Origin of the sequence: Acinetobacter sp. V89_7 (assembly GCF_029967895.1) — a bacterium.
Classification (GTDB): Bacteria; Pseudomonadota; Gammaproteobacteria; order Pseudomonadales; family Moraxellaceae; genus Acinetobacter; species Acinetobacter soli.
Window position 1 is genome coordinate 39,802 of record NZ_JASCAJ010000030.1, and the last position, 12,399, is coordinate 52,200.

10 protein-coding genes are annotated in these 12,399 nt (G+C 42.1%); 2 read left to right on the plus strand and 8 right to left on the minus strand.

The genetic code is table 11. The features are described from left to right. The first annotated feature begins 121 nt into the window (after positions 1-121). Positions 122-2,338 (plus strand): TonB-dependent receptor, encoded by a 2,217-nt coding sequence (locus tag QLG00_RS10085; RefSeq protein ID WP_282470908.1) that lies wholly within the window; start codon positions 122-124, stop codon positions 2,336-2,338. 44 nt (positions 2,339-2,382) lie between these two features. Here QLG00_RS10085 and dapC read toward each other — a convergent pair whose 3' ends face one another. The 4 genes from dapC to QLG00_RS10105 all read right to left on the minus strand — a co-directional run bounded on the left by dapC (position 2,383) and on the right by QLG00_RS10105 (position 8,015). Then, positions 2,383-3,552 carry a succinyldiaminopimelate transaminase gene (gene dapC, locus QLG00_RS10090; RefSeq protein ID WP_004937069.1) on the minus strand — a complete coding sequence of 390 codons (1,170 nt, stop codon included), beginning with the start codon at positions 3,550-3,552 and terminating at the stop codon, positions 2,383-2,385. A gap of 22 nt (positions 3,553-3,574) precedes the next feature. Further along, positions 3,575-6,241, minus strand: a complete 2,667-nt coding sequence (glnD, locus tag QLG00_RS10095; protein ID WP_025095944.1) for a [protein-PII] uridylyltransferase — start codon at positions 6,239-6,241, stop codon at positions 3,575-3,577. Between the two features lie 28 nt (positions 6,242-6,269). After that, the gene (gene purT, locus QLG00_RS10100) at positions 6,270-7,487 is read right to left on the minus strand and encodes a formate-dependent phosphoribosylglycinamide formyltransferase (RefSeq protein WP_282471026.1); all 1,218 of its coding nucleotides are present in this window, start codon (positions 7,485-7,487) and stop codon (positions 6,270-6,272) included. A 138-nt stretch (positions 7,488-7,625) separates the two neighbouring features. Further along, the gene (locus QLG00_RS10105) at positions 7,626-8,015 is read right to left on the minus strand and encodes a tautomerase family protein (RefSeq protein ID WP_004937075.1); all 390 of its coding nucleotides are present in this window, start codon (positions 8,013-8,015) and stop codon (positions 7,626-7,628) included. 181 nt (positions 8,016-8,196) lie between these two features. On the opposite strand from QLG00_RS10105, the gene QLG00_RS10110 reads away from it, so the two are divergent. Then, on the plus strand, positions 8,197-8,670 hold the full coding sequence (locus QLG00_RS10110) for a hypothetical protein (protein ID WP_004937076.1): 474 nt from the start codon (positions 8,197-8,199) through the stop codon (positions 8,668-8,670). A 54-nt stretch (positions 8,671-8,724) separates the two neighbouring features. Here the strand turns inward: QLG00_RS10110 and QLG00_RS10115 are convergent, their stop codons facing one another. The 4 genes from QLG00_RS10115 to QLG00_RS10130 form a co-directional block, all read right to left on the minus strand. Continuing rightward, positions 8,725-8,970 (minus strand): hypothetical protein, encoded by a 246-nt coding sequence (locus tag QLG00_RS10115; RefSeq protein WP_171063730.1) that lies wholly within the window; start codon positions 8,968-8,970, stop codon positions 8,725-8,727. A 280-nt stretch (positions 8,971-9,250) separates the two neighbouring features. Beyond that, positions 9,251-10,237: a zinc-binding dehydrogenase gene (locus QLG00_RS10120; RefSeq protein ID WP_282470909.1), complete on the minus strand. Its 987-nt coding sequence runs from the start codon at positions 10,235-10,237 to the stop codon at positions 9,251-9,253. Between the two features lie 69 nt (positions 10,238-10,306). After that, on the minus strand, positions 10,307-11,464 hold the full coding sequence (locus QLG00_RS10125; protein WP_104124369.1) for an iron-containing alcohol dehydrogenase: 1,158 nt from the start codon (positions 11,462-11,464) through the stop codon (positions 10,307-10,309). A gap of 10 nt (positions 11,465-11,474) precedes the next feature. Then, complete coding sequence (locus QLG00_RS10130) at positions 11,475-12,338, minus strand: type 1 glutamine amidotransferase domain-containing protein (protein WP_282470910.1); 864 nt, start codon at positions 12,336-12,338, stop codon at positions 11,475-11,477. Positions 12,339-12,399 lie beyond the last annotated feature (61 nt).

A 12,399-nucleotide genomic window follows, 5' to 3' on the forward strand; every position in this document is an offset into this window, starting at 1 on the left:
GAATCACAATCATAAAGGGCATAATTAGAAAATATGAGAATGAGTTTTATTTAATAATAATTCTTTTAATTATTTTTATTCTCATTTAGTATTTGTGTAAATTTTTCTCCCTGAGTCAGCCATGCGAAAAATCAAACCTTTGGTCATGCTTATGGCCTGTGTATCTGGTACGCAAATAATTCATGCTGAAGTACAAGCTTCACTAGATGAATCTCAACAAAAATCCACAACTGTAACTGCACTTGAAACCATCCGCGTGGTCGCAAGTGCAGATGCATCGGCAGATGGTCTTATGGAGGCTTATGCTGGAGGTCAGGTTGCATCGGGAGGGCGAATTGGTATTTTTGGAAATCAAAAAAATTTGGATACGCCGTTTAGTCTAAGTGCCTACACCAATCAATACATTCAAGAGCGTCAAGCAAAGAGTGTTGGTGATGTACTTAAAGCCGATCCAAGTGTGCGGGTGGGGCGTGGCTTTGGAAACTTCCAAGAAAACTATTATATTCGCGGTTTTAATCTTGGCTCAGATGATACGGCGTATAACGGCTTGTATTCTATTTTACCACGCCAATATATTCCGACTGAATTGTTCGAACGTGTGGAATTACTAAAAGGCGCTTCTTCATTTTTAAATGGGGCGATGCCAAGTAGTGGTGGTATTGGGGGTGCAATAAATCTGTTGCCTAAACGTGCTGGAAATGAGCCTCTAAATCATGTCACGTTAGGAACCGATTTTAATGGAGGGTATGTTGCTAGCGATGTAGCCCGACGTTTTGGAGAGGATCAACAGTTTGGTGTGCGAGTCAATACGGCTTATCATGGTGGTCATACCGCGGTTGATCATGAAAAAAATACGTTAGGTTTGACTGCGATAGGGCTAGACTATCGAGGTGAGCGTTTGCGTCTATCGGGCGATATGGGATATAGCAATAATAGACTAGAGGCGACTAGACCCAATGTAACATTAGGTGCTGCTGTAACGAGTGTGCCTTCTGCGGTTAAAGCATCAAGTAATTATGCGCAAAAATGGACTTATTCAAATGAAGAAAATTATTTTGGAAGTTACCGTGCAGAATATGATCTGACTGATGCTGTTACTGCCTATGCAGCCTATGGTTTTCGTCATGGTGAAGAACGTAATAGCTTAGCTAATCTTACACTGAGTAATGCAAGTACGGGTGATAGCACATTTTATCGGTTTGACAATGCTCGGGTAGATATGGTCAATACAGGAGAAATCGGTCTACGTACCAAACTGAATACTGGCGACATATCGCATCAATTCGTACTTGCAGCATCGGCATTTCAATTGAATTCCCGTAATGCCTACATTATGGATTTTGCGAATCAATATACCAACAACTTATATATGCCAGTGCAATACGATCAGCCACTTGCAACATCGCCTGTATATTCTGGAAATGAGTTGAATTCACCCAAACTGACGACACGTACACGGTTAAGAAGTATTGCAATTGGAGACAACCTAAAGGCACTTGATGATCGACTTAATCTAATGTTTGGTGGGCGATATCAAACGATTATGCAAGATAATTATGCGTATAGTAATGGGGAAAAAACCGCCTATGATGAAAGCAAATTTACACCAGTATTAGGTGTTTCATACAAGTTAACACCAGAAATTTCGGTGTATGGTAATTACATTGAGTCGTTGGCCAAGGGTTTAAGTAATACCAATAATGGCACCACAACTACATTAAAGCCATTTGTTGCAAAACAAAAAGAAATTGGAACAAAGTATGAAAATGGAACTTTCGGTGCAAGTTTGAGTCTATTTGATATCAACAAACAGCGTGCTGTTATTCAAAATCAGGTATTTAGTGATGCAGGTGAATATGTTCATCGAGGTGTTGAATTTAATACTTATGGCAAACTTACCGATGCAATTACAGTATTAGGCGGTGCAACATGGATGCATGCCAAACAAGAAAATACAGGGTCGATTGCTTATGATTCAAAGGATGAGGTGGGTGTACCTAAGTTTCAGGCTAACATTGGGGCGGACTGGAAACTACCAATTGCAGCAGATATTTCGCTTAATGCCCAACTGGTTTATACCGGATCAAGTTATGCAAGCTTAGACAACACACTTAAGGTGAAAGACTGGACTACGCTCGATTTAGGGGCAATTTACAAAACTCAATTAGGGCAAACGCCAACCACATTTAATTTCAAAATCAATAATGTCTTTGATCAAAACTATTGGGCATCGGTAGGTTTGTACGACAATATCAATAGCAGTTCCAATACCAATAATGGTTATTTGGTTGCCGGATTGCCACGTACATTTATGCTCAGTGCAAGCTTTGATTTCTAAGAAAAAAGCCTCTCAATAGAGAGGCTTTTTTTAAGCTTGATTGATTATAAAATTTTCTTTAATCGTGCCACAACTTGTTCACATTGTGCCAGATCTGCGACCAATGCCATACGTACATGATTTTCACCCGGATTACCTGTTGAAGTATCACGCGAAAGATAACGACCTGGCAAAACCTTGATGTGGGCTTTTTCCATCAGCATTTTGGCAAAGGCTTCATCGTTATCGACTTGCAACCAGTAATAAAAACCCGCATCAGGCTTTTGAAGCGGTAGCAAACCGCCTAATTCTGACTGAAACATGTCGAATTTCGCGCGATATTGCTGGCGGTTTTCTTCAACATGTACTTCATCGTTCCATGCGTAAATAGAAGCCAATTGATGTTGAACCGGCATTGCCGCACCATGATAGGTACGGAACTGTAAATAAGGCTTGAGCAATGCTGCATCACCCGCCACAAAACCAGAGCGCATACCCGGTAAATTTGAACGCTTGGATAACGAATGGAAAACGATACAGTTTTTATAGTCATCGCGCCCAATTTCGGCACATACTTCCAATAAGCCGACAGGTGGCTGGTCAAACCAGAGTTCTGAGTAGCATTCATCTGATGCAATCACAAAATTATACTGATCTGACAGTTCAATCAGTTTTTTAAATTTCTCTTTTGAGAGTACTGCACCTGTTGGATTTCCAGGTGTACACACAAACAGCAAAGCTGTTTTTTCCCACACTTCGGCAGGAACGGCATCAAAGTCACCTAAATAGTCATTTTCTGCTGTACAGTTGATGAAATACGGTTTTGCGCCGGCAAGTAAAGCTGCACCCTCATAAATTTGATAAAAAGGATTAGGCATGACCACATAAGGTGCTTCGTCACGATTGATCAGCGCCTGTACAAAAGAAAAAATTCCTTCGCGTGTACCTGTGACCGGTAAAATCTGTGAGTCTGCACTGATCTGGTTTAGTTTAAAACGACGCTGTAGCCAATTTGCAATACTGTCACGTAGCTCTGGCAAACCTTTACTGTTTGGATAGGTTGAAAGATGATTAAAATGTTCCACGATTGCTTGTTTTACAAAAGCTGGTGCAGGATGTTTTGGCTCCCCAATCGATAATGGAATTAAAGGGAGGTCTGCGGGCGTAATATCCTTAAAAAGGGCATTCAGCTTTTCAAATGGGTAAGGGTGCAGTAAAGACAAGCTAGCGTTCATGAAACAGTTACCAGTAAAAATATTAATGTTGAATCGCGATTTGGCTCGAAGCCTCATCTAGTGCAGATTTTAGTTGCGCTGCAAACAGAGTGGCTTCATCGGTGGTCATCGGTTGGCCATCTTTTTTGGTGACAAAGAAAATATCCTCAGCGCGCTCACCCAGTGTCGCAATCTTTGCTGAATGAATATCTAGTCCTTGCATCATAAACAAGCCACCTACACGAGCCAATAAGCCCGGCTGGTCAAGCGTTGAGATTTCCACCATATTTTGTTGCAGTGCTTCATTGAGTGTGACATCTACTGTATTTTCAATGTCAAAATGGCGCAATTGACGCGGAATACGGCGCTGCATTAGTCCAGGATATTTATCAGATTGACTCAGTGCCTGCACCAAAGCCGATTTTACAGTGTGCTCCCGGTCTGGATCGGTGAGCAGGGTGCCAAAACGATCTAAGACCAAGTAAGTATCTAAACTAAATGCTTTGGTGGCAGTAATAATCCGTGCATCTTGTACATCCAGATTCATACGATCTAACACCGCCACAGTGGTGGCAAAAAGGTTAGGCTTATCTTGTGTATAAATAAAGATTTGTACCGCGTCTTGTGCAGATTGGCGGTGTGCACGAAGCAACACCAGTGGTGCGGAGTTATCGCCGTGAAGCAAAATAGCACGCGTATGCCACGCGATTTCATCTGCTGACTCTTTGAGGAAGTATTCATCACCAAGCTCTTGCCAGACCCGTTCGACTGCATCAAGTGAAAACTCATTGACCAGTATTTCACTCGCAGTAAACTTGGTGTCTTCAATCAGCATTTGATAGTCGACTGGGCGGCCCAAACCTGAACGAATCACATCACGTGAATACGTGTATAACTGACGCATTAATGAGGCGCGCCAAGTATTCCAAAGCTTTGGATTGGTGGCATTAATATCAGCGACGGTAAGTGTATATAAGTAGTCAAGATGTTCCATGTCACCGAGTTTTTCAGCAAACTCTTTGATGACATCTGGATCTGAAATATCTTTTTTCTGTGCAGTGAGCGACATTAACAAGTGGTTTTGAATCAACCATGCGACCAGTTTGCATTCACGTTCGGTGAAACCATGCGCTCGGCAAAATTCGATCGCATCTTCTGCACCCAATTCACTATGATCACCGCCGCGGCCCTTGGCGATATCGTGAAAAATAGCAGCCAGATAGACAATATCACGACGTGCCAAACGCTGGAATACGGAGCTTACCACTGGAAAGTGTTGTGCAAATTCAGTTTCTTTGAATCGATTAAGATTACGAATCAACAATAAAGTATGCGCATCGACCGTATAGATATGAAATAGATCGTACTGCATGAGGCCCATGATTTGACCAAACGCAGGAATATAATTACCCAAAATTCCATAACGTTTCATATCGACCAGTGTGTCGTATAGGCGGTATGGCGAGCGGATAATGGCCATAAATAGGGCTTGATGCGCTGGATTGTCTCGAAATTCTTGATCAATACGCTTTGCGGCCATAATTAATAAGCGCAAGGTTCGCGCACGAATTCCTTCAATTTCTGGACGATTGGCTAGCAAATAGAAAAGCTCTAAAATAGCACTCGGATTCTCAGAAAAAACTTTATGATGCTGAACGGCAAGTTTTTTGTCTACGAGCTTAAAGTTTTCATTAATTTCTTCGATTTTACGCTCGTAATTAGGAAGTCGAGGCGTAATGACTGATTCATTAAAATAAGCCAATAGCATTTCATTGAGTGTAGAAATTTGCTGGGCAGTGCGGTAGTACCGCTTCATAAATTGTTCAACCGCATAGTTGGCTGGCTGACCGTCAAGGCGGGTATATCCAAATTTGGCTGCAATTTCACGCTGATGATCAAACAGTAGCCGGTTTTCATCACGTTTGCTGAGTCGGTGCAAGTGATGACGAATTTCCCATAAAAAGCTTTCTGCTTCCTCAAGAATCTTGAGTTCGTACTCGGTAATAAAGCCTAAATGCACCAAATCATAGATCCGATTCACACGGAAATGGCGTTTTGCGATCCATCCAATTTGATTCATATCGCGAATGCCACCAGGTGCATTTTTAATATCAGGCTCAAGGTTGCTTTCGGTGTTATTGTGCTGGGCGTGCCGTTTTGCTTGCTCTGCCATTTTGGCATCGAAGAAGGTTTTGTCGGTCCAGGTTTGTGAAACAATTCGGCGGGGCCATTTAGCTAAATCTGGATTGCCGGTAATAAGTCGCGCTTCAATCAGCGTGGTTGCAACGGTCAGATCATTGGTGGCCTGTTCAACGCAGTTTTGAATAGTACGAACGCTGGTGCCGGGTTTAAAATTTCCTACATCCCAAAGCGATGAAATAAATGTCGAGATCTGTTTTTCTAGCTCTGGATCAATTTCATCTTCTGCCAAAATCATGATGTCGACATCGGAGTAGGGCAGCATTTCCTTTCGGCCATAGCCACCCACTGCAAAAAGCCCCAAACGTGATTGATCAAGCCCGGCATGTTTCCACAAAAATATCAGGGCTTCATCAATCAGATTAGATCGTGCAATGACGACATCACGAATGGAGTGTCCATTTTCATAATACTCCTGAATCTGCTGTTCGACATCTGCACGCCATTGATTAATTGCCTTGATATCGTGATGACTGGTGACATAATCCAGCAGCGGTGAAGTAATAATCATAAAAAAGGACTCATATTAAATTGAATGATTATTCAGGAAGTACAACATGAACCTGATCGGCTGCTTGCTGTGCCAATGTGCGAGCTGCGTCAGTCGTTTCAGCGCGTGCAGTGACAACACCCATACGACGACGTTTAAAGCCTTCTGGTTTACCAAAGAGGCGCAAATCCGTATCTGGATGCGACAGTGCTGTATTGAGTTGATCAAAACTTAAATTATTTGCATCTGTACCTGCATAAATCACGGCACTGGCCGCTACGCTGTGGCGCGCTGTGTTTACAGGCAGCCCTAAAATGGCACGCGCATGTAATTCAAATTCGCTTTGAAATTGTGAAGCAAGCGTAACCAGCCCGGTATCGTGTGGACGTGGTGATACTTCGCTAAACCAGACATGATCACCTTTGACAAACAGCTCAACACCGAAAATACCGCAACCGCCAAGTGCTGTGGTGACTTTATTTGCAATGCGTTTAGATTCTGCTAGCGCCGCATCTGTCATTGGTTGTGGTTGCCAGCTTTCAACATAATCACCTGCGTCTTGGCGATGCCCAATCGGGTCACAGAAATGTGTTTCGATTTGGTCTGTTTGAGGGTTTTTGGCACGTACGGTGAGTAGGGTAATTTCAAAATCAAAATCAATTTGAGATTCTACAATCACTTTGCCCTGATTTACCCGACCACCGGTTTGTGCATATTCCCATGCAGCATCGACTTCTTCAAAGCTCTTAACTCGTGATTGACCTTTACCAGAGGACGACATGACAGGTTTAACAAAATTTGGATAACCAATGTCATCGCAGGCTGCCCTGAAGCTTTCTAAAGATTCGGCAAAGCGGTAGGCTGAGGTTGGTAAACCTAATTCTTCAGCAGCCAAGCGTCGAATGCCTTCACGGTTCATGGTCAGGTTGACTGCTTTAGCCGATGGAATAACGGTTGCAATTTGATTACGCTCAATTTCAAGCAATACTTTAGTGGCAATTGCTTCAATTTCAGGCACGATCAAATGCGGTTTAACGTCTTCGATGAGTTTTTTAAGTTCGACCGGATCGGCCATATTGAGCGTATAAGAATAATGCGCTACTTGCATTGCTGGTGCATGATCATAACGATCTGCCGCATGAACTTCGACACCAAGACGCTGTAATGAAATCACAACCTCTTTACCAAGTTCTCCCGAACCTAACAGTAACACTTTAAATGCAGAAGATTGAAGGGGAGTACCAATTGTGACGCTCATGCGAATCATCCATGCAAGAAGTAGGGCTTTTAAGCATAACAGAACTTTTACTGGATTGACGCCTTGATTCACATAAATTAGTGACTTTTGTTGTCTAATAAATAATCTAATAAAATGAGCAAATTCAACACTAAATTAAAAAATAGTTCAGACGTTTACTTGATAATTTAATTTCAGTTCATCAGCAGTTTTTCCTCGAATCCCCCAGTTTTCTTGTGGTGTCTCAAAAATAGTGATTTCAATATCCTGTGGGGAGATTCCACTCTCAGATTCAATGTTCTTAAAAATTTTATTGATCAGTTGTTTTTTACTTTCAACACTGCGCCCGCTAAACATCGAAATTTCAATGATGACATATAGATCGCTTCGATCTGAGGGATAAATAAAATCTTCTTTTTGCATTTTAATAAAGCGTTGGAAGCATTTTTCAACAGGATATTGCAGTGCTTCGACAAGTGCGTCATGTATAGCTTTTGATAATTGAGATCGATATTTATCGATTGTATCTGCTAGAGCATAGATTTTAATTTGAGACATAAAAATAAAAAGACCTTGTTTTAATTCAGCTAAATGATTGATCACATATTGATTTTTAAACCTTATAAGGTCTTAGCTTGCCTTGCAAGCGTATGTAATTGCAAATAAAAAATCAATGATTGAGTATTATCGCTGAATTCACTAGCATAGAGCCGAATGTTCAGATGGATAATCGTGGATAATGATCTCAACGCTTAAAACTTCTGGTTTGATTTCATGTGTTTTATTTGGACTGGTTGTGTCTGGTTGTAGCCAAGACCATACATCGGGTTCAAAAGAAAAAGTTGAAATTAAAGCTGCACCAAAATTGACCAATGATGCAACAACCTATGCAAATGAAGCGTGGAAGCTGATCAATCAAATCGATCCTATTGTTTATGATGGCAAAAAAGATGAGATTGAAGAGCAGGTAAGAAAGCCATTGCGTAAGCTTAGTACCGATTGGCGTATTAATGTCAAAATGACTGACTCAGTTACAGAGGGCAAGTATGCTTTATGTCGCAAAGCACTGACTTCACTGGATACATGGTCACGTGAAGTGATCACGGGTAGCTCCACACTTGCGCAGCGACAAGCTGATTACGAGCGAGACAAAGCACAATGTAAAGATGCGATAGCTAATCCTGCATTGGGTAATACAGATCCGAAGCGATAAACGATATAAATAAAAAAGCGAGTTGATCTCGCTTTTTTATATTCAATGTGTTGATTAAGATTTGGTTTTTGCTGGTTCAGTTTTAGCAGGCATTGCCGTTGTCATTGGTTTGCTTTTTTCAGCCATCATTTTCTTGTCGGTTTTCGCGGCCATTTTTTTACCGCTAACTGCTACACATTTTCCACCTTTATGGTGTGGGCCAGTTCCGCCTTGTAATTCAGTGCCTTTAGGACAAGCAAAAGCGGTGGCACTTAACATCGCGAAAGAAGCCGCAAGCAGTACCGTTGAAATCTTTTTCATTGTATATCTTCTATTCATGGGGCGTTAGTGCCTGTTTTTGAGCTTAATCTGTTTTATTCATAATTAAATTAAAAATTTGTTGATCAAAAGATAAGTTTTCTTGTTGTTTATTTGTCTTAATTTTGCTTTTAATATCAGGTTAAGCTTCATCACGTTTGATGTGAAGTTGGCTTTCAAATACTTTATATTTGTTTGTCAAAAAGTTCGCTTATACATAAATTACATACGTTCATGTAGCGAACGTGTTCGCTACATGAACGTAGTTTACTATCAATGACCATCAGCTTGCTTTGGCAATTTCGATCACTACTTTGCCTTGTGTTTTGCCGTGCTCGGCCTGATGCAAACCATTTTCCAACTCATCCAATGTGATCACGTTTTGAATCATCGGGTCGAGTTTGCCATTTGCCATAAGGGTAGCTAAGAATTCACCACCAGCAGCAATATCACGTAGATTTTCATCATCGCCGTGTTGATAGGCAAAACCTAAAGCCACTTCATGAATTGAAATCGCTTTGGTAAAAGAAGGAATTGGATTCTGATCAATCCGTCCTGATACCGAAATCAAATGTCCATTATGACGCAGCACAGTTGCAAGTTGTTGAGAGGTTTCAGATGAAATCAAATCAATCACCGCATCCACACCACGACCTTGAGTAAGCACATGAATACGTTCAACAATATTGTCTTGTTTGTAATTGATGATGTGGTCGGCACCAAGTGCTTTGATGCGTTCTGGTTCGCTAGAGGCAGTAGCATACACTTCCAGACCCATGAGCTTAGCCAGTTGCACAACGAAACCACCGACACCGCCACCCGCACCATTCACCAAAATTCGCTGACCTGCATGAAGTGGTGCCTTACGATATAACGCTTGCCAAGCGGTAATACCGGCACATGGAATAGTCGCGGCCGCATTAAAATCAAGCTGTTTCGGTATTGCACTGATACTATTTGCATCAACCACGACATATTCTGCAAAACCACCCCAGCGCCATAAATTGGTTAGACTGATGACTCGGTCGCCTTTTTTCCAAGTGGTGACGTCATGCCCTACAGCATCGACAATACCAGCAGCATCAATTCCCAAAATATGGGGTAACTGAAGAGTTGTACCGTTTTTGGCAAACTTGTAGTCGACCGGATTAATACTCGAACTCATCACTTTGATACGAACTTCACCAGCAGCGGGTTCGGGTATCTCGATATCGGTTTCGACATGCAGCGTGTAAGGCGTTCCGACTTGAGTTAAAACTAATGCTTTCATGTGATTTTCCTCGGTCTTAAGTAGTGACTATCATTCATTAAAATTCTCATGGGAGTAGATAGCACTCCATTAGAGTGCTTTTTCAAGAATTTGACGACTGATTGCCAAAGTCACATCACTGTGTTCGCCCAAAGCGGTCATACCATGATGCTCAAGTTGAGCCACAACCTTGTCGATTGCTTCATGACCTAAGTCATAATCGCCAAGTTGAGTTGGAATTCCCATTGCTTTAAAAAATGCTTTGGTTTGCTCAATGGCAGCATCAATACGCGCTTGCTCTGATCCTTCACGGATCTGCCATACACGTTCTGCATATTGCAGTAACTTGGCCGCTTTACTTTCGCGTCTTACACTTAGGTTTGCTGGCAACACCACGGCAAGTGTACGTGCATGGTCAATCTCGTACAGTGCGGTGAGTTCATGACCAATCATATGTGTCGACCAGTCTTGTGGGACACCTGCACCGATTAGACCATTCAGTGCAAGGGTTGCTACCCACATTAAATTAGCGCGTGCTTCATCGTCTTTTTCAGCGCTTAAAACACGTGGGCCAATTTCAATCAGGGTTTGTAACAATCCTTCGGCCATTCGATCCTGAATATAACCGCCTGCTGGATAAGTCAGATATTGCTCCATGACATGGGTAAAGGCATCGACTACACCATTGGCCAATTGACGCTCTGGCAAAGTATAGGTTTTAAGCGGATCAAGAATTGAGAACTGTGGAAATACATAGGTACTGTTAAAAAACAGTTTGTCTTGAGTTTCACCGCGGGTGATTACAGCGCCCGCATTCATTTCAGAACCAGTAGCCGGTAGCGTCAGTACACAACCAAATGCCAGTGCTTGTTCTACGTCGGCACCCTGATTTTTAAGGATGTTCCATGGTTCGCCCGTGTACAAGGCTGCCGCTGCGATAAATTTGGTACCATCAATGACAGAACCGCCACCCACAGCAAGCAAATAATCAATATCGTTGCTTTTGATTAGCTCTACTGCGCGCATAAGTGTTTCATAGCGTGGATTTGGTTCTACACCACCAAATTCCTTTACAATACGGTGCCCTAACACATCACGAATTTCTTTGAGTGTTCCTGTTTTTTCCGCACTTTGTCCGCCATAAATCATCATGATGCGCGCGTCGGAAGCAATTAACGTCTCAAGCTGTTCGACAGAATTTTGACCAAATACAATTTTTGTTGGGTTGTAAAATGTGAAATTTTGCATGGAAATTCCTCTAGATTTTAGTTAAGTGTTGGGTTTGAGTAGCAAGTGCTTTAAGTAACGCTTGGGCGAGCGCATGGTCTGAATATGGGTTTTGACCCGTAATCAGTTCACGGTCAATCACAACATGTGGTTGCCATGCCTTGGCAAACTGCATATTGCCGCCTGCTTTTTTCATCGCGTTGGCTGGGTAATAACGTAATTTGTCGCCGTGAAGTGAGTTTTCAAACACGTGTTCTTCTTCATTCGAGAAAATGGTCATTTGATAACCATGATAGATCCAACCCTCAGCATTCATTTTTTGATTTTGGATCAGTGACTGTTCAAATGCCTTAGGATCTTTTTGCGCAGCTAATAGGGTAATCGGGCCATGACAAATCGCTGCGGTTGGTTTGCCTTTGCGATGAAAGTGTTGCAGGGTGGTACCCACCATCGGATTATTCGCTAGGTCAATGAGTGGTGCATGTCCACCCGGAATAAAAATAGCTGAATAGCGATCAAGCCCTTGTTGCATCACATCTTGTAATGAACGTACGTTCTGCGCTTGAGTCAATTGTTCAGTCAATTTTTTGATTCGCAGCATTTCATTGCGATTTTTTCCAAAATAGAGCGGATCAATCGAGCGGACGTCTGGCTTGGGTACATTACCTTTTGGGGTGACAATTGTCAGGGTGTATCCTGCTTTGATGAGGGCATCGGCTGGCACACCAAACTCATTGACATAATAACCCGACGGAAACGATTTCTTTCCTTGTAGTGGAAGCTCGGTTTCACTCGAGAGTAACACCAGAACTTCACCTTTAGATGCGGCGTGCGTGAATGATGCCGCACCCATCAGCAACAAGGCAAAAATACGAAATAAACGTGACAGAAACATGTTTTCTCACTAACCAAATACGTTGCAGTTATTTCAGCCTTAAATCAGGCATCTTTTGTAA